Annotated in this window: 19 protein-coding genes, 2 tRNA genes and 1 pseudogene; 10 read left to right on the top strand and 12 right to left on the bottom strand. The window is 64.5% G+C overall.

Annotated features, from left to right (window positions below; all coding sequences use genetic code 11):
- The first annotated feature begins 16 nt into the window (after positions 1-16).
- The 3 genes from serS to J8847_RS19250 all read left to right on the top strand — a co-directional run bounded on the left by serS (position 17) and on the right by J8847_RS19250 (position 3,367).
- Positions 17-1,312, top strand: coding sequence for a serine--tRNA ligase (gene serS, locus J8847_RS19260; RefSeq protein WP_211526328.1), 1,296 nt, complete (start codon positions 17-19; stop codon positions 1,310-1,312).
- A 112-nt stretch (positions 1,313-1,424) separates the two neighbouring features.
- A tRNA-Ser gene (locus tag J8847_RS19255) sits at positions 1,425-1,514 on the top strand.
- Positions 1,515-2,086: 572 nt separating this feature from the next.
- A complete protein-coding gene (locus J8847_RS19250; RefSeq protein ID WP_211526327.1) occupies positions 2,087-3,367 on the top strand; it encodes a lipopolysaccharide biosynthesis protein in 1,281 nt (426 codons plus the stop codon).
- Here J8847_RS19250 and J8847_RS19245 read toward each other — a convergent pair.
- Positions 3,333-4,172, bottom strand: a complete 840-nt coding sequence (locus J8847_RS19245; RefSeq protein ID WP_229513044.1) for an alpha/beta fold hydrolase — start codon at positions 4,170-4,172, stop codon at positions 3,333-3,335. The genes J8847_RS19250 and J8847_RS19245 overlap by 35 nt on opposite strands.
- Positions 4,173-4,506: 334 nt before the next feature.
- On the opposite strand from J8847_RS19245, the gene J8847_RS19240 reads away from it, so the two are divergent.
- Complete coding sequence (locus J8847_RS19240) at positions 4,507-5,646, top strand: FAD binding domain-containing protein (RefSeq protein WP_211526326.1); 1,140 nt, start codon at positions 4,507-4,509, stop codon at positions 5,644-5,646.
- A 98-nt stretch (positions 5,647-5,744) separates the two neighbouring features.
- Positions 5,745-5,834: transfer RNA gene (locus tag J8847_RS19235), tRNA-Ser, on the top strand.
- 416 nt (positions 5,835-6,250) lie between these two features.
- Here the strand turns inward: J8847_RS19235 and J8847_RS19230 are convergent.
- The 6 genes and pseudogenes from J8847_RS19230 to J8847_RS19205 form a co-directional block, all read right to left on the bottom strand.
- Positions 6,251-6,508, bottom strand: a complete 258-nt coding sequence (locus J8847_RS19230; RefSeq protein ID WP_211526325.1) for a PAAR domain-containing protein — start codon at positions 6,506-6,508, stop codon at positions 6,251-6,253.
- Positions 6,509-6,528: 20 nt separating this feature from the next.
- Positions 6,529-8,223 carry a DUF2235 domain-containing protein gene (locus J8847_RS19225; protein WP_211526324.1) on the bottom strand — a complete coding sequence of 565 codons (1,695 nt, stop codon included), beginning with the start codon at positions 8,221-8,223 and terminating at the stop codon, positions 6,529-6,531.
- Positions 8,220-8,840 (bottom strand): DUF3304 domain-containing protein, encoded by a 621-nt coding sequence (locus J8847_RS19220; protein ID WP_211526323.1) that lies wholly within the window; start codon positions 8,838-8,840, stop codon positions 8,220-8,222. The genes J8847_RS19225 and J8847_RS19220 overlap by 4 nt, the downstream gene beginning before the upstream one ends.
- 12 nt (positions 8,841-8,852) lie before the next feature.
- A complete protein-coding gene (locus tag J8847_RS19215) occupies positions 8,853-9,743 on the bottom strand; it encodes a DUF4123 domain-containing protein (RefSeq protein ID WP_211526322.1) in 891 nt (296 codons plus the stop codon).
- Positions 9,740-10,420 carry a DUF2345 domain-containing protein gene (locus J8847_RS19210; protein WP_229513048.1) on the bottom strand — a complete coding sequence of 227 codons (681 nt, stop codon included), beginning with the start codon at positions 10,418-10,420 and terminating at the stop codon, positions 9,740-9,742. The genes J8847_RS19215 and J8847_RS19210 overlap by 4 nt, the downstream gene beginning before the upstream one ends.
- 24 nt (positions 10,421-10,444) lie before the next feature.
- Positions 10,445-12,342: pseudogene (locus J8847_RS19205) on the bottom strand (type VI secretion system Vgr family protein); the annotation flags it as partial.
- A gap of 516 nt (positions 12,343-12,858) precedes the next feature.
- On the opposite strand from J8847_RS19205, the gene J8847_RS19200 reads away from it, so the two are divergent.
- A complete protein-coding gene (locus J8847_RS19200; RefSeq protein WP_211526320.1) occupies positions 12,859-14,169 on the top strand; it encodes a hemolysin family protein in 1,311 nt (436 codons plus the stop codon).
- A gap of 33 nt (positions 14,170-14,202) precedes the next feature.
- Here the strand turns inward: J8847_RS19200 and J8847_RS19195 are convergent, their stop codons facing one another.
- Both J8847_RS19195 and J8847_RS19190 read right to left on the bottom strand, forming a co-directional pair.
- Positions 14,203-15,510 (bottom strand): NAD(P)/FAD-dependent oxidoreductase, encoded by a 1,308-nt coding sequence (locus J8847_RS19195; RefSeq protein ID WP_211526319.1) that lies wholly within the window; start codon positions 15,508-15,510, stop codon positions 14,203-14,205.
- Between the two features lie 40 nt (positions 15,511-15,550).
- Positions 15,551-15,907 carry a hypothetical protein gene (locus J8847_RS19190; RefSeq protein WP_211526318.1) on the bottom strand — a complete coding sequence of 119 codons (357 nt, stop codon included), beginning with the start codon at positions 15,905-15,907 and terminating at the stop codon, positions 15,551-15,553.
- Positions 15,908-16,011: 104 nt separating this feature from the next.
- On the opposite strand from J8847_RS19190, the gene J8847_RS19185 reads away from it, so the two are divergent.
- On the top strand, positions 16,012-16,974 hold the full coding sequence (locus J8847_RS19185; RefSeq protein ID WP_211526317.1) for a LysR family transcriptional regulator: 963 nt from the start codon (positions 16,012-16,014) through the stop codon (positions 16,972-16,974).
- On the opposite strand, the gene J8847_RS19180 is transcribed toward J8847_RS19185, so the two are convergent.
- Entirely contained in the window at positions 16,955-17,731 is a 777-nt protein-coding gene (locus J8847_RS19180) for a DUF1080 domain-containing protein (protein WP_229429978.1), read from the bottom strand. The two genes, J8847_RS19185 and J8847_RS19180, sit on opposite strands and share 20 nt — an antisense overlap.
- Before the next feature lie 52 nt (positions 17,732-17,783).
- Positions 17,784-18,569 (bottom strand): helix-turn-helix transcriptional regulator, encoded by a 786-nt coding sequence (locus tag J8847_RS19175; protein WP_211526316.1) that lies wholly within the window; start codon positions 18,567-18,569, stop codon positions 17,784-17,786.
- An 86-nt stretch (positions 18,570-18,655) separates the two neighbouring features.
- On the opposite strand from J8847_RS19175, the gene J8847_RS19170 reads away from it, so the two are divergent.
- Together J8847_RS19170 and J8847_RS19165 are read left to right on the top strand one after the other, a co-directional pair.
- Positions 18,656-19,873, top strand: a complete 1,218-nt coding sequence (locus tag J8847_RS19170) for an MFS transporter (RefSeq protein ID WP_211526315.1) — start codon at positions 18,656-18,658, stop codon at positions 19,871-19,873.
- 70 nt (positions 19,874-19,943) lie between these two features.
- Positions 19,944-20,864 (top strand): cupin-like domain-containing protein, encoded by a 921-nt coding sequence (locus tag J8847_RS19165; RefSeq protein WP_211526314.1) that lies wholly within the window; start codon positions 19,944-19,946, stop codon positions 20,862-20,864.
- Here J8847_RS19165 and J8847_RS19160 read toward each other — a convergent pair.
- The gene (locus J8847_RS19160; RefSeq protein WP_229513042.1) at positions 20,851-22,065 is read right to left on the bottom strand and encodes a PepSY domain-containing protein; all 1,215 of its coding nucleotides are present in this window, start codon (positions 22,063-22,065) and stop codon (positions 20,851-20,853) included. The two genes, J8847_RS19165 and J8847_RS19160, sit on opposite strands and share 14 nt — an antisense overlap.
- Before the next feature lie 109 nt (positions 22,066-22,174).
- On the opposite strand from J8847_RS19160, the gene J8847_RS19155 reads away from it, so the two are divergent.
- A complete protein-coding gene (locus J8847_RS19155; protein WP_229513040.1) occupies positions 22,175-24,310 on the top strand; it encodes a TonB-dependent receptor in 2,136 nt (711 codons plus the stop codon).
- Positions 24,311-24,420: the final 110 nt, after the last annotated feature.

Below are 24,420 nucleotides of genomic sequence, written 5' to 3'. Positions count from 1 at the left end.
GCAAGTCCACCCCGACATGATTGACATCCAACTTCTTCGCAAAGACATCGACACCGTCGCAGCGCGCCTGGCGACGCGCAAGTTCCAGCTCGACGTGGCCACCTTCAATGCCATCGAAGCGGAACGCAAGGCGATCCAGACGCGTACCGAGGAACTGCAGGGCAAGCGTAACTCGCTGTCGAAGCAGATCGGTATGCTCAAGGGCAAAGGCGAAGACACCACGGCCGTGATGGCCGAAGTGGCCGGCCTGGGCGACGAGCTCAAGGCCAACGAAGTCGCCCTCGGCGAGGTGCAGGCGAAAATGGCGCGCTTCATGGAAGCGGTGCCGAACCTGCCGCACGAAAGCGCCCCTCAGGGCACGGACGAATCGGGCAACGTCGAAGTGCGCAAGGTGGGCATCCCGCGCAGCTTCGACTTCGAGGTCAAGGACCACGTCGACATCGGCGAAAAGCTGGGCCTGGACTTCGATACCGCGACCAAACTCACTGGTTCGCGCTTCTCGATGATGAAAGGCGGCATGGCCCGCCTGCACCGCGCGCTGGCGCAGTTCATGCTGGACACCCACACCGGCCAGCACGGCTATACCGAGTGCTACACCCCGTACATGGTGAATGCCGACTCGCTGCGCGGCACCGGCCAGCTGCCGAAGTTCGAAGCCGACCTGTTCTCGGTGAAGAAGGGCGGCGCGGAAGGCGAGGGCGAGAACTTCTACCTGATCCCGACCTCGGAAGTGTCGCTGACCAACGTGGTGCGCGACGAGATCGTGGCGCTGGACCAGCTGCCGCTCAAGATGACCGCGCACACCCCGTGCTTCCGCTCGGAGGCGGGCAGCTACGGCCGCGACACCCGCGGCATGATCCGCCAGCACCAGTTCGACAAGGTCGAGCTGGTCCAGGTGGTGCACCCGGAGCAGTCGTACGCGGCGCTGGAAGAGATGGTCGGCCAGGCCGAGTTCATCCTGACCTCGCTGGGCCTGCCGTACCGCGTCATGTCGCTGTGCACCGGCGACATGGGCTTCTCGGCCGCCAAGACCTACGACCTCGAAGTGTGGCTGCCGGCGCAGAACACCTACCGCGAGATCTCGTCGCTGTCGAACTGCGAAGCCTTCCAGGCGCGCCGGATGCAGGCCCGCTTCCGCAACGCCGCCGGCAAGCCGGAACTGCTGCACACCCTGAACGGCTCCGGCCTGGCGGTGGGCCGCACCTTGGTGGCGGTGCTGGAGAACTACCAGCAGGCGGACGGCAGCGTGGTGATTCCGGAAGTGCTGCGTCCCTACATGGGCGGCCTGGAGCGCCTGGCGCCGGCTGCCTGAGAGAACGGAAAGCAGGGAAAATGACACTGTCGTGAAATTTTCCCTTCCATTTTCCGGGAGAGCCGCTATAATGGCGGTCTCTTGCAGCTCACAGCAAGAATCGACCGAATCAGGAGAGGTGGCAGAGTGGTCGAATGTACCTGACTCGAAATCAGGCGTACGGGTGACCGTACCGTGGGTTCGAATCCCACCCTCTCCGCCAGTAGTAATAAAAAAGGCTCCCGAAGGGAGCCTTTTTTATTGCGTACGCGGGAGGAGTGAGCCACCAATGTGGCTCACGCGAGGGATTCGAAGACCGGCGCTTGCAAGCGCCGGGGCGGCCTGCAGGATGTAGGCGAATCCCACCCTCTCCGCCAGTAGTAGCGAAAAAGGCTCCCGAAGGGAGCCTTTTGTTTTTTGCGCAAAAGACGCGCGTCAGGTCTTATACAGACGACCGCAGTAAGCTTCTTGAGTTAGCGCTAGAACCGTCGCCCCGGTGAAGGCCGGGGCCCAAGTTTGCATGAGCTGTCGTAACGCTCAACTTGGACCCCGGCCTTCGCCGGGGCGACGGTTTTTCGGCTACTGGATCATTGATGCTTAATGCAACGTCCCGTATCCACCACCGCCGCGCATTTACACCAATTTACACCGGACGTTTGATCCCACCGCACAGGCCCGTTCCCCGCCTCGGTACGATGTCTGGGAAGCTTGGCTAGCTGGTCAATTGATCGCAACCGTCATGCCCACGCGCCAGGGCCGTGATGGTCGCGGTGTCATCAAGTTCAAACAGTCCCCATGAGCATGCCGCGGTCCGACTTCTGGAAGAACTTCAGCACCGTCCTGGCCGGCGCGACGGGTGCGCAAGCCTTGCCCCTGCTGGTCGCGCCCTTGCTCACGCGTATGTGCACGCCTTCCGACATGGGGGCCTTCAGCGTCTGGCTCGGCGTGATAGCGGTAGCGTCCATCGTCGCCACCCTGCGTTTCGAAGCCGCAATGGTGCTCGATCACGAGAAGCGGCAGCAGCGCGTCTGCTTCAGCGTGGTGGCCTATTTCGCGACCCTGCTGGCCTTGACGCTGACAGCCTGCGTGGTGGCGGCGCGCGTGGCCGGCCTGTCAGCCGTGGGGACGATGTCCTGGTTCGCGCTGCTCACCATTGGCGCGGGAACCTGGCTCACCGCATTCACGCAAACCACGCTCGCCTATGCCGCCTCGCACAACCTGTTCGACAAGGCCGCGAAAGCCAAGGTGCTGGCGGCCGGCACCACCGCCATCAGCCAGCTTGCCTTGCTCTATTCGGGCCTGCATGGCGCGGCCCTGCTGGTCGGGCAATTGATCGGTCTTGGCGCCGGACTGTGGGCGGCGCGCCTGATGGTGTCGCCGCCGCCGGCGCGCATCAAGCTGACCCTCGACGACGAGCAGCGCAGCTATCTCGCCAAGCACCAGGCTTTCTGGCGTTTTTCCTTGCCGTCGAGCCTGCTCAACACCGTGGTCGGCCAGCTGCCGCTGTTCATGATCGGTATCCACCACGGCGTGCAGGCGGCCGGCCTGTTCGCACTGACCCAGCGCGTGCTCAATGCGCCCATCGCCCTGATCGCCACCTCGGTGCTGGAGGTGTTCAAGCGCCAGGCGGTGCACGAATTCGAGTCCGCGGGACATTGCCGCGACGTCTATCGCGCCACCTTCAAGGTGCTGGTGCTGCTGGCCCTCGGGCCCTCGCTGGTGCTGCTCCTGTTTTCGCCCGAACTGTTCGGCTGGGTCTTCGGTCCCACCTGGCGGCCGGCAGGGGAGCTGGCGCGCATCCTCGCTCCCTTGTGCTTCCTCAACTTTGTCGCCAGCCCGCTCAGCTACGTGTTCTATGTGACCGGAAAACAGAAGATGGAGCTGCTGTGGCAGGTGGCGCTGTTTGTCATGACGATTTCCGTGTTCGTCGCGCCGCTGAGCTTGCACGAGTGCCTGCTCGGGTATGCGGCGGGCCGTTCCGCGCTCTACATGGTGTATCTGGCCATGTCGTACCGCTGCGCGCAGAACGGCCCGGCTCCCGCTAGGCCCGCAGGAAGGCCAGCAGGTCCGCGCTGAGCTGGTCCTTGTGGGTGGTCGCCAGGCCGTGCGAACCGCCGGCATAGACCTTCAGCGCCCCTTGCGGCAGCAGTTCGACGGCGCGACGCGCGGTGGTGTCGATCGGAACGATCTGGTCCTCGTCGCCGTGGATCACGAGGGTCGGGATGTTCATCTTTTTCAGGTCCTCGGTGAAGTCGGTCTCCGAGAACTGCTTGATGCAGGCGTAGGCGCTTTTCAGGCTGCATTGCATGCCTTGCAGCCAGAAGGTGTCGCGCACGCCTTCCGACACCTTGGCGTCCTGACGGTTGTAGCCGTAGAAGGGCAGGGTCAGGTCCTTGAAGAATTGCGCGCGGTCGGCGCGCACGCCGTCGCGGATGCCGTCGAACACGTCCATCGGCACGCCATGCGGATTGGCGGGCGAGACCATCATCTGCGGCGTCACCGCGCCCACCAGCACGGCCTTGGCGACGCGGCCGGCGCCGTGCCGGCCGATGTAGCGCGCCACCTCGCCGCCGCCGGTCGAGTGGCCGACCAGCATGGCGCCGCTCAGGTCGAGGGTCTCGATGACGGTGGCCAGGTCGTCGGCATAGGTGTCCATGTCGTTGCCGTGCCAGGGCTTGCTCGAGCGGCCGTGGCCGCGGCGGTCGTGGGCGATGACGCGGTAGCCGTGCTCCGCCAGGAACATCATCTGGTCTTCCCAGGCCTCGCCCGAGAGCGGCCAGCCGTGGCTGAACACGACCGGGACGCCGTGGCCCCAGTCGGTGATGTGGATCTGGGTGCCGTCGTGGACGGTGACCTTGTCGAAGGTGCGGGTGCCTTTCATGCTGTTCCTTTCAGTGAGGCGGATGGTTGCGGCGCCAATGCGGCGCACCGTCGCATTCTGGAATCCGGGCCGGTCCGCGTCCATGCGGACGAAGGAAGAGCCGGCGGCCACACCTTCGTGGGGTATTTCAGCACGCCCGTCCAAGACATTCTTTTTATTGGCATGTTCTCAACGCAAGTCAGTCGTCTTACACTGGTGGTAAATACACCGGGAGAGACGCGATGCACGCACATGCGGCCATCATGCTGCCAGCCGGTCCGCACGGCTGTGACGGGCTGAGGCTGCGCATGGACGGGCGTCATCCGCACCGGGCCGGCCGCAGGAAGAGAGCGCCATGACCGCCACGCCGCGCGCACTCGTCATCGGCGGTTCGCTGGGCGGACTGCTGGCGGCCGCGATGCTGCGCGCGGTCGGCTGGGAGGTCGACGTGTTCGAGCGCTCGGCGCAGGGGCAGGGCAAGCATGGCGGCGGACTGGTGCTGCAGCCCGACGTCCTGATGGCCTTGCGCTTCGCGCAGCTGGATCCGGACCGGCTGCCAAGCGTGCCTTCGGACGACCGTCTCTACCTCGACCGAGGCGACCGGATTCTCCAGCGCAGCCACATGCCGCAGGCCCAGACCTCGTGCGAGATCCTGTACCGGGCGCTGCACGGCGGACTGCCGCGGGCCCGCCTGCATGCCGGCCGGACCTTCGTGCGCTACGAGCAGGAAGGCCAGCGCGTCACGGCCCACTTCGCCGATGGCGAGAGCGAGACGGCCGACCTGCTCATCGGGGCCGATGGCGCCCGTTCCACGGTCCGTCGCCAGATGCAGCCCGATGTCGCTCCCCGCTATGCCGGCTACGTGGCCTGGCGCGGCGCCGTGCCCGAGGCCCTGCTGCCGCAGGCCACGCGCGAGAAGCTTGACCGCGCCTTCGTGTTCCAGCAGGGCGACGGCCATCTGCTGCTGGCCTACCTGGTGCCGGGCCAGGACGAGTCGGTCGAGCTAGGCGAGCGGCGCTGGAACTGGATCTGGTACCGGCGCGTGGGGCAGGGCGCGCCCCTGAATGCGCTGCTGACCGGCCGCGACGGGCGCACCGATCCCGCATCGCTGCCGCCGGGCGCGGTGCGGCCGGAGCACCTTGCCGCGCTGCTGGACGATGCACGCCAACTGGCGGCACCGTCCCTGCGTGTGCTGATCGAGACGACGGAAGCGCCTTTCGTGCAGGCCATCATGGACATGGAAGCACCGAAGATGCTGGACGGCCGGGTGCTGCTGTGCGGCGACGCCGCCTTCCTGCCGCGTCCGCACACCGCGGGCAGTACTTCGAAGGCCGCCGCCGACGCGCTCACGCTGGCGATGCTGCTCAGCCAGCGCCAGGCGGTGCCGGACGTGGGCCTGGCGCAGTGGGAACAGCTGCGCCTGACGGCGGGGCAGGGCATGGTGATGGCGGGGGCCGAAATGGGCGACCGCATCATGGGCTTGTCGCGCTTCTGAGCGGGTGTGCGAAAGTTGCAGTTCGTCACTTGCCTTCGTGAGAAGGCGTCCGCTATAATGCGGCCTCTTGCAGCTCACAGCAAGAATCGACCGAATCAGGAGAGGTGGCAGAGTGGTCGAATGTACCTGACTCGAAATCAGGCGTACGGGTGACCGTACCGTGGGTTCGAATCCCACCCTCTCCGCCAGTAGTAATAAAAAAGGCTCCCGACGGGAGCCTTTTTTATTGCGTATGCGGAAGGAGTGAGCCACCAATGTGGCTCACGCGTGGGATTCGAAGACCGGCGCTTGCAAGCGCCGGGGCGGCCTACAGGATGTAGGCGAATCCCACCCTCTCCGCCAGATTAAAGTCCCTAGATATTTAGGGGCATCAAAGAACCTGCTGCTTTCATCGAGACAGCGGGTTTTTTCTTGCTTAATACTGTCCAGCGTAACTTGGCATTTGAACCTATGTTCAACCGATTAAAAGTCGCTAAAGCGGATAGGGAGTCTAAATCGATGACTTGCCAAACGTGGCAAACTCAGAAGTCAACCTTATCCAAAAAGGAAAATACCAATAGTTTCCGAATTCTAGGTTTCAAAAGCGTCATAACCCCAGATGCCGTCAGATCGATGAGATCAACTTGGCACCGCATGCAGTGAGGTCCTGATCGTATGCAACCAGCTTTCCATGGTGCCTACGCGTGCTGCCGCTTGGCAGGATCGGAAACTTTCCTTTGCATTTAGGGCAATAAGTTGAATCGCCTTCGATAGCGACCGGCTTCCCCAATACGGTGAAGTCCTGCGCCGCCGAGATGACTTCTCCGCCATGCGTGGTTTTGTCGCCGAGCCTAATGACTCCGCGTCCTTGTTGGTCGTTCATGCGGGCTCCGTTTGAGCGAATCACGCGACGCTGCGCGCCGTATCGGCATCCTGATTGGCTGCGATAAGCGCCTCGTCATTACCCATGAAGATTTTTCGATAGCGCCAATAACCTGTCAGTTCCAATGTTGGCGAATTGAATCCGGCAAGTGAGTCGTGCACGTAGCCGTCAAACAGGGCAGCAAACGAAGGCGGCGTCGCTGTGGCGCGCTGGGCCCGGGCAAATACCTCCCGGGCTTCCGGGTCCAATGCGCTGGTCGTCACAAGGTCCTTTCGCGCACCGGTATTGAAAACGTCCTTGACGACCGCGAGTGTCCGCTGGCCCAGGCCCATCGCAGCGGATCGCAGCAGGGCAGCGGCGTCGTTGATCAGGCTCTTGTTGAAGGCAAGCAGAATTTCCCGGTCGGACTGGCTGGCTCGCTTGACCTGATTAGTGGTGTGAAAATGGTTACGCATCTGCCATCGCCAGTTGAGATACGGCTGGAGCCATTCGTACATGGGGCGTGGCGCGAGCGTGGCTTGTGCGAGGAATTCGTCGTAGGCTTTGGCCAGGTCGGGGTGGATGGCGAATGGGTCATGGGCACCAGATTTGATCTTAGGTTTTTTCATCGGGGCGCCAGCCGCTACCGCGCAATCGAACATGTGGTTCAGCGGTATCTGGGACAGTTTCAGGGATTCGCTGTGCTGGGGATTATCTCCCACCGAGATGCCGAGCTCACCCGGCCGGTAACCGCCTCCGACATCGCTGTGCGCGCCCGGGTAGGCGTGCTGGCTCCATCCTGCCTGCAGCTTCCCGTCGGCGCCGATTTCATCCAAGGGGAAGTTGCGCCGAAGCTCGTGCATTGCAACCATGTGAACGCAATTCAGCACGGAGGCCGGTAGGCGCAGCGACCCGCCACTCGCCCAAGCGCCATGTCCGCCGGTCGAGTTGGCAAGCGCCGCCGAGGTGCCGGACCAGAATCCCGCTGAGGCGACGGTGTCGATGAGCCCGACAAAGCGAAAGCGCAGGGGCACACCGGCCAGACGGCCGCCGACCAGCAATTCGTCCAGCCAGTGGCAGAACACCCTGGCTTCCGCCGCCCCCCTGGAAAACCCGAATACGTCGAGGAAACATTCAACCACGTGGGGCTTTCTACCCTTGAGTTTTGCTTCCAGCAGCTGGGCCTGCCGAGTCAAGAACGCGCGGCGGTCGCTGTCGTTGGATAGCGCCGCTTGCAGCAGGCCGCTGCGCGTGCCAAGCTTGGCAAGACTTTCGCGATCGTCGGTGTCGAGGACGTTGCGGCCGTTACGGCACAGGGCAAGCACAGCGCCTTGATCAAACATGCGGCTGTTGAAACACCGCCGGTGCAGCGCATTAAAAACGGCCAAGAGCCCAAAAATGACCCGCTCTTCACAGCCGAAGGCACACGCTGAACCCATGGTGCTTTCATCGTGTTCTCCGATCTCGGTGAATTTCGTCCCGACACCGGGAACATAAACCCGGTGATAGCCCATGTCCTCTTCGTCACGGTAGACCTCATACAGTCGCGCAATGTTGCTGTCTGAGAATCCGGAACGATCACGGTCTCGATTGTTGCGTGTTCCATCAAAAAAGACTCCGATGTTCAAGGTAACTTCGCACTTCTTGAAATCGCAGTCGTAATCCGGAACGATTCGCTTTATTCCAGAGGTCGGCGCACCTCTTGTGGGCGCGATGATGACGTCGGCCCGTTTCATCGCCAGTTCCCATATTTCGCCCGATCGCGGGCATCTTCACGATCAAGCTCGGCGTGTTCCTCGGCGGTGAAAATTTCTTTAACAGGCGTTCCTGTCGTCGCTAAGAGACTTGCTTGAGCATCTCTCCATCTGATCGGGTGCCCATCCCCGGACGGGCTGATTGAGCTCACAACGATGCGTACGCGACCATTGGGGAAGAAGTGAACAACAAAATCACCCGGTTCCCGATACGCCTCCACCGGCACCTGCGCACGGTATATTCCCTCTGACTCCACCGTTTCTTCTAACGCAGGGTCTGTTGGTTTGATTATGCGGTACACTTCCCAGCGGACGTCGGCTTTCAATCCCGGATACCAGTTTTTCGGGAGCGTGACACAACATGTTTGACTACCGCCCCCACCTCCCTCACCAACATTACCGTAGTAACCTTTATTAACATAGAATTCGTGGATGAGATGATCGGAACCCAGATGCTGGACCCCGTTGACGGAGACTCCCATACGGTCATCGGCCCTGGAACGAGCGTGGAGTAGCGCATAAGACCCGAGTAACACCCCCATGGCCAGTAAAGACACGATGGGATGCAACCGCACAAACGAGAGGATAGGAATTTTCATGATGCCTCTGTGTCAGATAACAATCGGGATTGCATTTGGATCATCGCCCGCAGTGGCTCCCTGGCTGGCCCAACTGCGTCTTGCCTGTAGATCGTCGACGAGTTCCCGCAATTTGGTCCGGAACGCGCTGACTTCATTCATGGCAAGGAATTCGGCGACTTCCGGTCGTCGCAGAATTGCGCCTCGGGTCAGGAGTGCGGCCTCGGTCAGGAACATCAAAATAGGGGGATGCGCGTTGCCGGCCGCACGCCAGGCGCGACGTGCCGCTTGCGCCCATTCGTGCTGTTCCACCGCATTGCCGGGCAAGGCCTCGCCATTGCGCATCATCTTCACCTTGGCGATGAAGTGATCCGGTTCGCTTGCCTCGTCCAGGGCCAGCAGCTGATCCTGGTCCACGCGCAGGGGCGTCAGTGCAACTGTAGTCGCCTCGGCCGGTGGCAGCGGGACAAGCGCGCCGGAACGGTGATGGATAGTCCAACGTGCGATCGGTCCTGACATCGCGGCCCACTGTGCCGGCGTCAGCAATTCCGAGAGCGATGCAAGAACCGCGCAGTCCGCATACCTGAGCGTGAACTGCTTGCCCTCCGGATCAAGAATGAAAATGAATCTGCCCAGGTGGTGGGCAAGCTGGCCGATATTCAGCGCCGACTCGATGACCGACACGTGCAGCGCAGGCTTGCGCGCGTTCATGAGGCGCATGACGCGATCGAGATCGCCGACTTCGTAAGCGGCTTCGACGTCGACCAGGAGCGGGCTGACCGCCAGGGCACGGTTTGGGTAAATCGGCGCCAGCCACGCCGGGCGGCTTTCGGGAGCATCTTCGGTGTAGCTTGCCGATATCTCGTCGAGCATGCCGTTGTCGATCAGGAGATAGACGAAGGTATTCGGGTCGCCGTTGCTCATTCCGCCTCCACCAAGGGACTATGCGCACGCGCTGCCGCCAGCATGCAAGGAATGCAAATGTCGTGATGCGGCAACTCGTCGGGGAACTGTGTTTGCCGCGCCCGTTTTGGAAAGGTTTGGTGGTCGGCAGCGTAGACGTGGCTGTTTCCAGTCGTGCTGCCGATAATTCCCTCTTCGCTGATTTTCAATTCACTGCCACCGCCGTAGATGCAGACACCCTTCCTGGCCTTGATGTTGATCCAGTCCGTCGTGCTAATCAGTTCCATCACCTTTTTTGCCAGGAGTTCGATGGTGCCGTCCTGCGCTTCGGTCTGCATGTTGCCGCGTGCGGCAATGTGCTTCATGCCGCCGTCATTGGCAAAGACGCTGACGCCCTGCGCCGCGCGTAGCGATGTTTGTCCTCCAGCGGTGAGCTGCGTGTCCGCAGCCGTGATGAGGTAGGCGTTCTTTTCCGCACCGAGTGCCAGATTTTCATTGCTTGCCACGACAATTCCCGCGGGACCGCTGACTGCGACAATGGGTGCACCGCCCGTGCCGCCGCCTGCGCCAACAGCGACATTCGTTCCGTGATCCAGATGCCTGAGCTTGTCGACCAGTTGCGCCAGTTGCGGACCGTTTGCCGGGTCTTTGGAGTGGGTTTCGGCGAGTTTCGCGAGCTGGTCGGCAATATCGCGCAAGCTGTCGGCGAGGCCGATCAATTCGGCCCGGTCCAGCTGTTTGCCTTCGGCCTGGTCGTTATTGCTTGCGGTGACCAGCACGCCTTTGCCACCCCGGATTGCCACGGCTTGTCACTACGCAGCTCAGCGCCTTCGCCGCGGGGGCGCCGGTCTTCTCCCCGTGGATGAGTCAGCCATCCGAGATTCAGCTGCGAAGCGCCATCGTCGCTTGCCAGCTGGGCGCTGATTTCGCGCGGGGTGTCGTCGAACCGGAGCTGGTTCATGCGCGCGCCGTGAATCTCCTGGCTACGCATGCCCGAAAGGAAGCGCGTTGACGGCAAGTTGGCGCGATTGCTCAAGGGGGGAGGCAAGGCACGCCCATTGAAAAGCTGGCAAATAATGATGGGCTTGTCGGGGTCGCCGCCCAGAAAAGCCACCAGGACTTCCGTCCCCACGCGGGGTAGCGCCAGGGTGCCGCAATGCGAGGATCCATTGCCGGCCCAATTTGTAGCTACCCGCACCCAGGCGGAATCCGCATCCGTGTCGGATGCGCCCGCGCCTTGTGCGTGCTGATGGTCTTCCGGACGCGTCGCGGGAAATCGAATCTTCACGCGGCCAAGTTCGTCGCAATGCACGACGTCGTTTTCTCTGCCTACCACGATTGCAATCTGCAAACCCGGGTCGCTCAGGTCGGTGCGCGGGTCGAATGCCGGGACGATCGGGATAGTGCGCCGTACCGCCTCGAATCGCATGTGGAAACGGTTTGCGTTATCTTCGCTGGAAAGATCAGTGGGCATGCCCGCCGGAACGCGCCAGTCATTGAAAAGGAACAGCCGTTGTATCCGTTGTTCCAAGCTTGTTGGCAGGTTGTTCTGCGCCTTGACTTCAATTGATGTGATGATGAAATCGCGCTCGGGGCCAGGATGGCCATTGATTTCCGGGTGGTCGCTGATGGTGAAGTATTCGCCTGCACAGAAGTCGCGGACGCTTCCTTCTCCGGTGAAGCGTTTTGCATCGAGTTCCTTGCGCTGCATGCGCAGCACGCCCAGGCGATATAGCTCCTTGTCGTCAGAGCCCGCATGCGGTGATTCGACGATGTATTCTTGCACTCCGCCAGCTAACTGGTTGCCGGATGGGCCTTGATTGATCTGGCCTGGTATTTCAGCGGCCATCCCGGGAATGTTTCCCGGTCGCTTGTAGTCCCAACTGAAAACCCAGACGCTGCCCGCCTGGAGCTTACGTACCGCGCCCCAACGTGTGACCGAATCGCGCTGCTCGGTCGCGTTGTCGCGGTGGTAGCGTACGACGCCGGCCGCGTTCTTCTTCAGGTCACGCGGGTTGTCAAAGAGCACGAGAGTATGCACCGGCAATTCCGAGTCGTGAGTTGCCTGCCGGTGTGCTGGGTGGCAGCCGGGGCGGAAGAACCAGGCAACTCCGGAGCGCGCCAACAGTCGACGGATAAAGGCTGCATCCGATTCGTTGAACTGTATCGTCTGTTCGCGCTCGGGATATTTCTCCAGATGGAAGCCAGGTGCGAGTTCAAAGTCGAAGTAGCCACTCAATGCGCTGTTCAGCTGCAGCCATTCCTGCAACACGACAGTGACGATCCGCGGCCAGCTCATTTTCCTGAACACGCGCGTGTTGACACGTTGCTCCATGACCGCCATGGCGTCGCGAATGACGAGTTGGTAGCTCGCGATCACGCCATCGCACTCGCCAGAGCTTGCCTGCGTGACGAGACCACACACCCTGCGCAACTGGCCTCGATCATTGACGAACTCGAGGGCGGCGGGCACGCCAATGAATTCCTTCAGTGGCAGACTGTTGGAAGTGGCAACGCAATTGACCTGATACTCAAATCCACCGCAAATGGATTCGGTACCGCGGACAAACTGAGGGAGCAGGACGTCGGAGATCTGTTTCCTTTGATAAACAAGTGTCATGCGGATAGGACGGTCGGTGGTGATCAGCTTTTTTTCCGTCAGCATGAAATTGACAAGCTCGTTATCATTTTGCACAGCGTACTCCGTGAGTTTCCAATCGGAACAATCTATTCTGGCATTTTCAGGCAAGCGCGGAATTGAGGATCGATAAGCTCGACCGTCATGAACGGATGGGATGAAGATCCCGCGGACGGCCCTCCGCACGCTGCGTAGATTGGCGATGTTCGGACGCTCCGGTCCGGTAAACTGACCAGAGGGCTGGTGCGGCGGACGCACACCTGACACGGGCGCAGGTTGCATGTCGCGCGGCGGTAGTGGCCGGGCTGCTGCGCGCCACAAGCACGGCGCCGTAGGTAGAAGAGGGGCTGCCGCAGATTGATCTTGCTCCGCTATTCCCAGACCCAGGCCGATGCCTGGTTAGCGTTGGCCCTCCAGGTCCGCAGCTATTGCGATAGGTAATTGCAAAATCTATACTGCCGAGAGCGACGTTCGCTGGTATTCAACCTTAGGTGCCCCGTGAGTTTGTTTCAACATGCCGTGCTATTGGCCTGCCTGGTGCTCGCCGCAGGATTCTTGTCGCTTACCGAGATCGCGTTCGCCGGCGCGCGCAAGATCAAGCTCAAGCTGCTGGCGGAGGCGGGCGACCAGCGCGCCCTGAAGGTGATGGCACTGCAGGTCCAGTCGGCCGAATTCTTCGCCGCTTCGCAGATCGGGCTCAACGCGATCGCCATCCTCGGCGGCATCCTGGGCGAGGGCGCCTTGCGTCCGTATTTCATCGAATGGATCTCGGGCGTCTACAACGGCCCCTGGCTCGACAACGTCGGCTTCGCGCTGTCCTTCCTGTTTGTCACCTTCCTGTTCATCCTGTTTTCCGACCTGATGCCCAAGCGCCTGGCCATGATCGCGCCGGAGCGCATCGCGGTCGCGATCATCAATCCGGTCCTGGTATTCATTCGCATCTGCAAGCCGCTGTCCTGGGCGCTCAATCTCGTCGCCAACCTGATCTTCCGCGTGTTCAAGGTCGACATGACGCGGGAAGACAGCATCACCTTCGACGAGATCTCCGCCGCGGTGGAAGCCGGCGCCCAGGCGGGTGTCCTGCAGAAGCAGGAGCAGCATTTCATCGAGAACGTGTTCGAGCTGGAATCGCGCTCGGTCGTCTCGGCCATGACCAATCGCGACAGCGTGGTGTATTTCAACCTGAACGAGACCGAGGAGAGCGTCAGGGAGAAGATCGCCAAGTATTCCAAGTTCCCCGTCTGCGACGGCACGATCGACCGCGTCATCGGCTACGTGGACACGCGCGACATCCTGGTGCGGCTGCTGAACAAGCAGTCGCTGTTCCAGCTGAACGAGTCGAGCATCCGCACCGTCCTGATCATCCCCGACACCCTGACCCTGTCGGAGCTGCTCGACCGCTTCCGCGCCACCAAGGAAACCTTCGCCGTCGTGATCAACGAGTACGCGCTGGTGATGGGCGTGATCACCCTGAGCGACATCATGCTGACCGTGATGGGCAGCTGGGGCAATCCCATGGAGCAGGACGAGCAGATCATGCAGCGCGAGGACGGCTCGTGGCTGATCGACGGCAGCACGCCGGTCGGCGACGTCAAGCGCACCCTCGGCCTGGAAAGCCTGCCCGAGGAAGAGAACTACGAGACCGCCGCCGGCTTCATGATGTACATGCTGCGCAAGGTGCCCAAGCGGACCGACAGCGTCGAATACCAGGGCATCAAGTTCGAGGTGCTCGATGTCGACCACTACCGCATCGACCAGCTGCTCGTCAGGCACCTGGCGCCGAAGGAAGCCGACCTGGCCGGCGGCTGAGACCCGGCGCGTCGCGTCTGCGCCGGGCCGCGTTCAATGCCATTTGACCGGCATGAGCATCTTCGAGCGGCACCAGCGCGCCAGCATGTGTCCCAGCATGCGCAGCGGCCCCACATGCGACATCACGTAGCGCTCGTAGGTCATGCGGTACATGATGCTGGCGATGGCGCCGCGCACGCGCAGGTTGCGGCGGCCCACCGCGCGCAGCAGGATGCCGATGGTGCCGGCACGTCCTACGGTCACCAGGGTGCCGTAGTCGCGGTAGCGGAAGCGCGGCCGCGTCTTGCCGGCGGCATGGGTCAGCAGCTCGAACAGGAAGCCCGATTGCTGGCGCGCCGCCTGGGCGCTGGGCGGAATCATCCGCTTGCGCTCCGGCTGGAGCAGCGAGCAGCAGTCCCCCATCGCATGGATGCGGTGGTCGTCGATGGTGCGCAGCTGTTCGTCCACCATGATCTGGTTGTTGCGGTTGACGGACAGCGCCGGCGTGATCGCCAGGTCGGGGCCGCGTACGCCGGCCGCCCAGACGGTGAGCGCCGCCGGGAACACGCGCCCGTCTTCGGTGCGCACTTCATCCGCGCCCACCTCGGCGACAGCGGTGCTGGTGCAAATCTCGACCCCCAGTTCCTCCAGCTTGCGCACGGCCAGGGCCGACACCGATGGATCGAGCCCGGCCAGCAGGCGCGGTCCGCGCTCCAGGATGCGGATGCGCACCTGGCGCGATGCGGCCAGGCCGCTGAGGCGATAGCGCACCAGGGTGTCGACCGTGTGGCGCAGGTCAGCCGCCAGCTCGATGCCGGTGGGCCCGGCGCCGACGATGACGATGTCGAGCAGCGGGGCGGCCGGGTCGCGCAGACCGGCATCCATGAAGGTCTCGCGCCGTCCGCCGGTGGCGGCGCAGGCGTTCAGGAAGCGCTGGCGGAAGGCTTCGGCCTGGCCCACGCTGTCCAGGGACAGGCAGTGCTGCTGCGCCCCAGGCACGCCGAAGAAGTTGGTGATCGAGCCGAAGGACAGCACCAGGCGGTCATACTGCACCGAGGCCGTGCCATCGTGGGCCAGCGGACGGCGCAGCCGCACATTCACGGTCCGCGCGCCGCGGTCGATGCCGACGATCTCGCCGCAGACGAATTCGAAGCCGCTTTCGATGGCCTGGCGCGCCAGGTCGATGTGGTAGTGGCTGGGATCGATCAGGCCTGCCGCCACCGAGTGCAGCAGCGGCTTCCAGAAGTGGGTCGGGGCGCTGTCGATCAGGATCACGCGCCGCGCTGCGCCGCGCTTTCGCCCCAGGCGGGTGGCCAGTTCCAGCCCGGCCACGCCGCCGCCTGCAATCACGATGGTTTCCATCGCTTGTCCTCCTTCACATGATTGAATGGGGTGCGGCGCGTCAGGGCCGGATCCGCAGGCGCTCCCGCTGCGCCGCCCGGCGGGCGGCGGGGGAGGCGGCGACCACGAGGGCCTCCTCGCGCGACAGTTCGAGCGTGCGCAGCACGACCGAGTAAGGCGCCTTATGGCCCTGCGCCGCGAAATCGGCGCCCGTGAGCACGACTGAAAAGATGTGGTGGGCAGTGTCGCCAAAGCGCTCGCGCAGCTGCCGGCCGGCCTCGCGGTGCGGCAGGTCGGTGACCAGGGCGCAGTGGCGGCCGCTGTCGATCGCTTCGTCGAGCAGCCTGCCGGCTTCCTGCGGCGCCGCCCCTTGGATGTCGAATGCGGACAGATCGAAGATGATCGCTTGGGCTTTCATGTGCTGCTCCTTTCCGGGCCAGTGCGTTGTTGACGCTTTCACTATACGGCCGGGCAAGATAAAATAAAAATCAGATTTCCAAGCAGATTAATAAGGAAAAGCTTATGTATCCGGCGAGCTTCAAACAGCTGCAAGCCCTGGTCCAGGTGGCCCGCCACCAGAGCGTGTCGCGGGCGGCGGAAGCCATGCACGTGACCCAGCCGGCCGTGTCGCTGCACTTGAAACTGCTGGAGGAAGCCGCCGGCACGCCGCTGACCCGCAAGCAGGGCCGCAACATCCAGATGACGTCCGCGGGCGAACTGCTGGTCGGCTATGCGGAGCGCATCCTGAAGATGTGGGAAGAGGCGGGCGACGAGATCGCGGCCTTCAAGGGCGTCACCAGCGGCACCTTGCGCATCGGCGCGGTGATAACGGCGGAACACCTGCTGCCGGCGATGCTGGTGCGCTTTACCACCGGCCGCCCGCACGTGCGCATCCGCCTGCAGGTGGGCTCGCGGCCGGAGGTGATCGGCATGCTGAGCCGCGACGAGATCGACCTGGCCATCATGGGAACGCCGCCGCGCGAATTTCCGACCAGCGCCAGCCGCTTCGCGCGCCACCCGATGGCTTTCTACGTCGCACCCGGGCATCCGCTGGCCAGCGCGCGCGCGGTGGCGCTGACGGAGCTGGCCGACCACAACCTGCTGGTGCGCGAACGCGGTTCGGGTACGCGGGCGGCGGTCGAAAAACTCTACCAGGATGCGGGCGCGCCGCTGTCGATCGGTTCCGAGCTGTCGAGTAACGAGGCGATCAAGCAGATGACCGCCGCCGGCCTGGGCGTGGGTTTCCTGTCAGTGCACGCGTGCACACTGGAAGTACGGAACAAGTTGTTGATGGCCTTACCGGTGACGGGTACGCCGGTATCGGCCGACTGGCATGTGATGCACAAGGCCGACCATGCGATTCCGACCGTAGCCGCGGCCTTCCACGAATTCATGGTCGAACACGGCCAGCAGGTGATCCACGACGAGCTGGAACGCCAGCGCCGGCCGGCGGGACGGACGAAGGCTACCGGTCCAAAGGCCTGACCCAAATATTCCGGAAGCTCACGGCCTCGCCATGTTCCTGCAGCTTGATCGGAGCAGGGCCGTGTTTCCGATAGCCTGGTTCGCCGATGTACAGGGTTTCGCCACGCAGGGCCACGTGGTTCTGCACCAGCACGCCGTTGTGCAGCGCCGTCACATAGGCGGGCGACTCGAGCCTGCCGTCGGCTGCGAAGCGCGGCGCGGTCCAGATGACGTCGTAGGTTTGCCACTCGCCTTCGGCGGCGCAGGCGTTCACCAGCGGGGTGAACTGCTTGTAGATGCTCGCCGCCTGGCCGTTGGCATAGGTCTTGTTCGCGGCGCACTCCAGCACCTGGATCTCGTAGCCGTTCCCGGTTCCCGTCGACAGGAACAGGCCGCTGTTACCCTTGTTCTGGCCGCTCGCCTTGAGACCCGCCGGCACGCGCCATTCCAGGTGCAGCTGGTAGTCGAGGAAGGTGCGTCTGGTCTGGATATCGCCGCTGCCGGGACGGACCGTCAGCACGCCGTCCGCCCCCGACCATGGGACCGGTTTGGCGGCGGGGCTGGCGACTACGGCGCTCGACACCCATTCGCCCACACCCTGGCCGTCGAAGAGAATGACCGCATCCGACGGCGCCCGGTTCGCCGAGGCGGGCATGACGCGCGCCGGTTCCGGGCTCCATACCTCGGTGTGCTCCGGTTTCGCCTGCGGCGCGGCCTGGGCCGCCCAGGCCAGCGTCATCAGGCCGCTCGTCACTGCTGCGCGGATTGTCGGGTTCATCTTGTCTCCTGTTGTGTGGGCAAACCGCATTCTAGAGGATGTTGGCCGTGGCTTATCTGCTTTGCTGCTCGCCCGCGAAGAAGGCGGACGGCGTCGTGCCGAAACTCTTCCTGAACATGGCGGTGAAGGCCGACTGGCTCGCATAGCCGAGCTGCTCGGCCACCTGCCACAAGGGCATGCCGCGTGCGATCAGGGAGGCGCCATGGGCCAGCCGCACCTGCTGGCGCCACTGGCCGAAGCTCATGCCGAGCTCCTTGTCGAACAGGCGCGCCAGGGTGCGCCCGGAGGCGCCGGTGGCCTGGGCCCACTGCGCCAGGGTCTGGTTGTCCCCGGGCGCATCGATCAGCGCCTCGCACAGGGCCTTCAGGCGCTTGTCGCGCGGCAGCGGGACGCGGATCGGGCGCGAGGGCGCGCGCGCCAGTTCGTCGAGGATGAGTTCTCCCAGCAGGGCAGTGCGCGGCTGGGGCAGGGCGTCGCCGCCCGCCATCAGGGCCGCGATCAGCTCGCGCAGCAGGCTGCTGACCTCGACCACGCGGCAGGACTCTCCGGGGAAAGGGGCGCGCAAGGCATGCACGCGCAAGGGGCTCAGGCGCGCGGCTTCCAGCATCGTCACCTCATGCTCGACCTCCGGTGCGATCCAGATCGCGCGCTGCGGCGGCACGATCCAGCTGCTGCCTTCGGCGCTCACCCGGATCATGCCGTTGGCGGCGTAGGTCAGCTGTCCCCACGCATGGCTATGGGCGCCGACGTTGGCGTCGGCCGGCAGGTCGCGCGCCGCGAGGGCGACCGGGCATTCCGGCGTCGGGCCCGGGCCTGGAATCGGCGGATAGCTTTTCATGGCGGATTCTCGATAAATCTTGACACGTTATCTTAAATCGGACGCGCCGCTTTTGCTTACACTGGCTTTTTCGATAAAGGCATGGCATGAGCTCAGACGACAACACCCTCCGCCAGGACGCCCGCGTGATCGGCCTCGTGGGCCTGGCGCACGGCACCTCGCACTTCTACCACCTGATCGTGGCGGCCCTGATCCCCTGGCTCAAGCCGGCCTTCAATCTCAGCTATACCGAACTGGGGCTGGTGATGACGGTGTTCTTCGTGGTCTCCGGCGTGGGGCAGGCGACGGCCGGCTTCGTGGTCGACCGCGTGGGCGCGCGCGCCGTGCTGTTCTCCGGCGTGGCGATGCTGGGGGTGTCCGCCGTCGTGCTCTCTTTCGCGGGCGGCTATCCGGGCCTGGTGCTGGGCGCCTTCCTGGCGGGCCTGGGCAACGCCGTGTTCCACCCGGCCGACTACACGCTGCTGAACCAGCGCGTGTCGCGGGCGCGCCTGGCGCACGGATTCTCGGTCCACGGCATCAGCGGCAATATCGGCTGGGCCGCCTCGCCGATCTTCCTCACCTCGATCGCCGCCGTCCAGGGCTGGCGAGCGGCGATGCTGTGGGCGGCCCTGCTGCCCGCATGCGTGCTGGTCATGCTGGTCCTGAACCGGCACGCGCTGCGTCCCGATCCGATTGCCGCGCCGGCGAAAGCGGATGGCGTCCAGGGCGGCACGCTCGACTTCCTGAAACTGCGTTCGGTATGGATGTGCTTCGCCTTCTTCCTGCTGACCGCGGTGGCGCTGGGCGGCATCCAGGCCTTCGCGTCGATCAGCCTGGAAGCCCTGTACGGCATCACGCGCGAACTGGCCACCAGTTCCTACACCTCCTACATGCTGGCCTCGGCGGTAGGCATGCTGGCCGGCGGCTTCCTGGGCGCCAACGTCAAGCACCACGACCGTACCGTGGCCCTGGCCTTCGCCGCGGCCGCTGCGCTGGCGCTGGTGCTGGCGGCGGGCGCCGGTCCGTCGTGGATGGCGCTGCCGCTGATGGGACTGATCGGCCTGTGCTCGGGCGTGGCCGGTCCTTCGCGCGACCTGATGATCCGCGCCGCCGCGCCCAAGGGCGCCACCGGGCGGGTGTACGGCGTGGTGTATTCGGGCCTCGACAGCGGCCTGGCGATCGGGCCGCTGCTGTTCGGCCTGGTCATGGACGCCGGCCGTCCGGGCTGGGTGTTCGCGGGCGTGGCGCTGTTCCAGGCGCTGGCCATCGCCACGGCGGTCGGCGTCGGGGGCAGCACCCGCGCGCGCCAGCTGGCGCCCGCATAAGCTCATTGGAGGATGGCGCCGCATGCGCTATCCTGTCGGCCCACGTGAATTTTCAGACCAGGACGACAGGATGGCGGGAGTGCCCGACAAGAGCCGGCCGGCGCGGCTGCCGCCACGGCCGGAGAACGCTTCGGCGGAAGACGCACTGGCCGCGAAGCTGGCGCGCGAACGCCGCGATGCGCAGGTGCGCGGCGTCACGTCCATCGAAGCGATGCGAGAGGCGATCCGGGAGGCGGCACGCGCGCTGCCGGTCATCTCTTCGCTGCAGCGCTTGCGGGCGCCGAGTGCGGCCGTGTTTCATGAGCACGCGGCGCAGGGCCTGCCTTTCCTGATCGATGGCGTGGTGGGCCGCTGGCCGCTGACCGGCTTGAGCCCGCACACCCTGCGCGAACGCTTCAGCGCGCTGCCGGTGCGCGCCCGTGTCGGCGACTACATCAATACCGCCTTCGCGCCCGACCGCGCCATGCAGGACATGTCTATGCTCGCCTACCTGGACCTGGTGGAGCAGGGCACGGAAGGATTGCCACCCTACCTGGGCAACCTGGAGCTGCGCGAGCTGAACCGCTTCTGCCACTGGCCCGCGTATTTCAAGAAACCGGGACCGCCGCGCTTCTGGATGGGGCCTGCGGGTACGGTGACGCCGCTGCACGCCGACTACGACGACAACCTGTTCGTCCAGGTCTGGGGATCGAAGAGGATCTTCCTGGCGCCGCCCCACCACGACGAATTCCTTTATCCGCGCGAGGCGAATGCGCTGCTGTTCGGGTCTCCCTTCGATCCGGAAGCGCCGGATTTCGAGCGCTTTCCGCTGGCGCGCCAGGCGGCGCTGATCGAGCTGGTGGTGCATCCCGGCGACATGCTGTATGTACCGGCCGGGTGGTATCACCAGGTGCGTTCGCTGACGTTTTCGCTGTCCTCCAACCGCTGGTCGCGGGCGCTGCCGCTCGCGCTCGAGGGCCATCCCTCGCTGGAGTCGCTTATTCCACGGTAGCGGGCACGCGCACCGGCGCCGGCTTGACGGCGGCCGGCGCCCTGGGCTTGGCCGGCTTGCGGCGGAACTTCAGCCAGACCACGACGCCGGTGATGAAGAATGCCAGCGGCGTCACGCCGACGATACTGATCAGGATGCGCCCGAGCGCGCCGAAGGCTTCCCCGGTATGCAGAGGATAGAAGGTGCTGACCATCCAGTCGCCGCCGTGCGCCGCCAGCGGGTCCACCACGCGCAGCAGGGCGCCGTTGCCGGCATCGACGCTGACGCGGGTCGCGCCGTTCCCGTGGCGCAGCTCGCCCGGCTGGCGCAGCCGCACTTCGAAGGGCTGCTCCGGCTTGGCCGGGATGCTCACGCGCGAAATGCGGCCATCGGGGAAGCGCGCCTGCGCCGCCGCCATCGCCGCGTCGATGCCGATGCGCGGGCTGGCGGCGTCGCTGGCGTTCGCCGCCTTGGTGTTCGGCGTGAGCGGGGCCACCGCCTTGATGGCGGGCGTCACCCAGGCCGGCATGTTGAAGTACACGCCCGTCACCGCCAGCACCAGCAGCACCGGCGCCGTGTAGAAGCCCGCCGCGCGGTGCAGCTGGAAGCTGAATTTCGGCCACTGGCCCCAGCCGCGCACCGTGATCGCATGCCAGAACGCGTTCAGGGTCATCTTGGGCCACCACACCACGATCCCGGTCAGGGTCAGCAGGAACAGGGCCACGCCCTGGACCGCGATCACGACCTTGCCCGCCTCGCCAGCCATCAGGTAGCGGTGCAGGTGGAACAGGGTCGGCATCAGGAGCGGGCGCGAGAGGCCCGCCTCGCCCCAGTTGCGCTCGCCCAGCACCGCCAGGCTGGCGGGATCGACCATCACCTGGCGCGTCACGCCCTGGTCCCAGTCCGAGGCCGGCTTGGCCGGGCGGTACCAGGCGACGTACACGTCGCCCTGCGTTTCGGGAAGGAAAATCGTGTCCGGACGTCCGTAGGCCGGGTCGCGCACCAGGCGCTCGACCACCGCCGCCGCCGCGGCCGGCTCGATCAGCACCGGCTGTCCGGCCGCTTTTCCGGACGGCGGCGCCACGCGCAGCAGGCCTGGATTCAGCCAGGCGTCGAGCTCGTGCCGCCAGCTGAGCAGCGAGCCGGTCAGTCCCTGCAGGACGAGGATGGTGCCGAAGATCAGGCCGGCCCACAGGTGGACGTTACGGATGAGATTTTTCATAGACCGTATCATAAACGCAAATGAGAATGATTCCTACTACTTGCGTTAATACATGAGAATCATTATCATTTCGCCTTGTGTTTCTTTTTAGAAAAGCAGAAGTCCAAAAATGAGTTCGATGAAGCCGGTTTCACTCGCGGTCGCCACCGCGTGCGCCCTGATGGCGATGCCTTTCGCATTCGCACAGCAGACCCAGCAAAACCAGGGCGAGGACATGGCCTCGGTCGTGGTCACCGCGACCCGCACCGCCAAGGCGGTCGACAAGATCCCGGGCGCCGTGTCCGTGATCACCCAGCAGGAGCTGGCGGCCCAGTACCTGATCGCCGACGATCCGTCGCAGGCGCTGTCGACCTATGTGCCGGGCTATGCCCCGAGCCGCCAGAAGATGACTTCGACCGGCGAATCGCTGCGCGGGCGCCAGCCGCTGATCCTGTTCGACGGCATTCCGCAATCGAACCCGCTGCGCGCCGGCATGCGCGAAGGCTACTTCGCCGACAGCGCCATCATCGAGCGCATCGAAGTCATCAACGGCGCCTCGGCCATGCAGGGCATGGGCGCGACCGGCGGCATCATCAACTACATCACCAAGACCCCGCGCACCAACGGCACCAGGTACACGGTCAACACCCGCTTCGCGACCCAGTTCCGTTCGGATAACCTGGACTGGAAGACCGGCCTGACCGTAAACCACAAGTCGGACGCCTTCGACATGCTGGGCTACGCCAGCGTGCAGCGCCGCGGCATGGGCTACGACGGCAACGGCCGCCGCCTGGGCATCGACACCGTGCAGGGCGACACCCTGGACTCGCACGGCAACGATATCTTCCTCAAGTTCGGCAAGAGCTTCGGCGACCAGCGCCTGCAGCTGTCGGTGAACCGCTTCGACATGAGCGGCGACGGCGACTACAAGAACGAGCGCGGCGCGCCGAAGCAGGGCATCACGACCACCTCGACCCCCGGCACCCCGGAAGGCATGCCCGCGCGTAACCGCGTGCGCAGCGCCAGCCTGGACTACCGCCACGCCGACCTGGCCGGCGGTTCGCTCACCGCCCAGGTGTTCAAGCACGACTTCGAATCGCTGTACGGCGCCACGAATGCCGTGACCTTCCAGGACCCGCGCATCGCTCCGCCCCCCAATCTGTATGACCAGTCGGAGGTGGTTGCGGACAAGATCGGTTCGCGCATCACCTACGTGCGTCCCGATATCCTCATCGACGGGCTGGAGCTGACCGCCGGCCTGGACTGGCTGAAGGACCACACCCAGCAGCGCCTGGCAGGCACCAACCGCGTCTGGGTGCCGGAACTGAAGTTCCGCTCCGTCGCGCCTTTCGCCCAGCTGGAATATGAATTCGGCGATGTCACCGTGCGCGGCGGCGTGCGCCACGAGAATGCGAAGCTCGAAGTCGACACCTATACCACCCTGAATTACTACGGCAACCGCGTGGTCGAGGGCGGTTCGGCCGAGTTCTCGAAGTCGGTCAAGAACCTGGGCGCGGTGTGGCGCTTCGCGCCGCAATGGTCGGCCTTCGCGTCGGTAGCGGAAGGCTTCGGCCTGCCGGACGCGGGCCTGGTGCTGCGCGGCGTGAACCGCGCAGACCAGTCGGTCGCCAGCCTGATTACCCTGCAGCCGATCATCACCCGCAACAAGGAAATCGGCGTCAACTGGCGCGGCTCGAACGGTCAGTTCGGCATCTCCCGCTACGATTCGCGCTCCAAGCTGGGCAGCGTCCTGCGCGTGACCAACGGCGTCGGCCAGCTCGAGCGCGTGCCGACCACGGTCAAGGGCTGGGAAGCGAACGCCGAATGGAAGCCGGTCAAAGGCCTGTCGCTGTTCGGCACCTATGCCATCACCGACGGCAAGACCGCGGTCAGCCAGGGCGCGCCGATGGACCTCGACCTGGGCGCGCGTTCGCAGGGCCCGGACAAGGCGGTGCTGGGCGCCAACTGGAGCTTCCTGCCGAAAGCCCAGCTGCGCCTGCAGGCGACCCACCTGCGCGACCGCGACATCAATATCGGCCGTAGGGCAGGCGCCACCGACCTGGAAGAGCACTTCAAGGGGTACACCCTGGTCGATGCCGCCACCACCTTCGAGACCCGCTACGGCCGCGTGGGCGTGAGCATCGAGAACCTGTTCGACAAGCATTACGTCGGCTACTACTCGCAGTCGGCGCTGGCGGCGGACGAGACCGCCACCTATGCCGGCCGCGGCCGTACCCTGGCGGTCAGCTGGAGCCAGGACTTCTAAGACAGGCCTGGCAGCGCGGGGGGGGGGGGCCCCCCCCCCCCCCCCCCCCCCCACCGGGGGGCCCGCCGGCCCCCCCCCCCCCCCCCCCCGCCCCCCCCCCACGCCCCGCG

The organism is Massilia sp. AB1 (genome assembly GCF_018119385.1).
Lineage (GTDB): Bacteria > Pseudomonadota > Gammaproteobacteria > Burkholderiales > Burkholderiaceae_D > Telluria.
This window is presented reverse-complemented; position numbering and strand designations above follow the sequence as displayed.

Bases quoted from the DNA above. Each gene is read 5' to 3' on its own strand.
- serS (WP_211526328.1), top strand. From the start codon at position 17: ATGATTGACATCCAACTTCTTCGCAAAGACATCGACACCGTCGCAGCG.
- J8847_RS19250 (WP_211526327.1), top strand. From the start codon at position 2,087: ATGAGCATGCCGCGGTCCGACTTCTGGAAGAACTTCAGCACCGTCCTG.
- J8847_RS19245 (WP_229513044.1), bottom strand. From the start codon at position 4,172: ATGAAAGGCACCCGCACCTTCGACAAGGTCACCGTCCACGACGGCACC.
- J8847_RS19240 (WP_211526326.1), top strand. From the start codon at position 4,507: ATGACCGCCACGCCGCGCGCACTCGTCATCGGCGGTTCGCTGGGCGGA.
- J8847_RS19230 (WP_211526325.1), bottom strand. From the start codon at position 6,508: ATGAACGACCAACAAGGACGCGGAGTCATTAGGCTCGGCGACAAAACC.
- J8847_RS19225 (WP_211526324.1), bottom strand. From the start codon at position 8,223: ATGAAACGGGCCGACGTCATCATCGCGCCCACAAGAGGTGCGCCGACC.
- J8847_RS19220 (WP_211526323.1), bottom strand. From the start codon at position 8,840: ATGAAAATTCCTATCCTCTCGTTTGTGCGGTTGCATCCCATCGTGTCT.
- J8847_RS19215 (WP_211526322.1), bottom strand. From the start codon at position 9,743: ATGAGCAACGGCGACCCGAATACCTTCGTCTATCTCCTGATCGACAAC.
- J8847_RS19195 (WP_211526319.1), bottom strand. From the start codon at position 15,510: ATGGAAACCATCGTGATTGCAGGCGGCGGCGTGGCCGGGCTGGAACTG.
- J8847_RS19190 (WP_211526318.1), bottom strand. From the start codon at position 15,907: ATGAAAGCCCAAGCGATCATCTTCGATCTGTCCGCATTCGACATCCAA.
- J8847_RS19185 (WP_211526317.1), top strand. From the start codon at position 16,012: ATGTATCCGGCGAGCTTCAAACAGCTGCAAGCCCTGGTCCAGGTGGCC.
- J8847_RS19180 (WP_229429978.1), bottom strand. From the start codon at position 17,731: ATGAACCCGACAATCCGCGCAGCAGTGACGAGCGGCCTGATGACGCTG.
- J8847_RS19175 (WP_211526316.1), bottom strand. From the start codon at position 18,569: ATGAAAAGCTATCCGCCGATTCCAGGCCCGGGCCCGACGCCGGAATGC.
- J8847_RS19170 (WP_211526315.1), top strand. From the start codon at position 18,656: ATGAGCTCAGACGACAACACCCTCCGCCAGGACGCCCGCGTGATCGGC.
- J8847_RS19165 (WP_211526314.1), top strand. From the start codon at position 19,944: ATGGCGGGAGTGCCCGACAAGAGCCGGCCGGCGCGGCTGCCGCCACGG.
- J8847_RS19160 (WP_229513042.1), bottom strand. From the start codon at position 22,065: ATGAAAAATCTCATCCGTAACGTCCACCTGTGGGCCGGCCTGATCTTC.
- J8847_RS19155 (WP_229513040.1), top strand. From the start codon at position 22,175: ATGAGTTCGATGAAGCCGGTTTCACTCGCGGTCGCCACCGCGTGCGCC.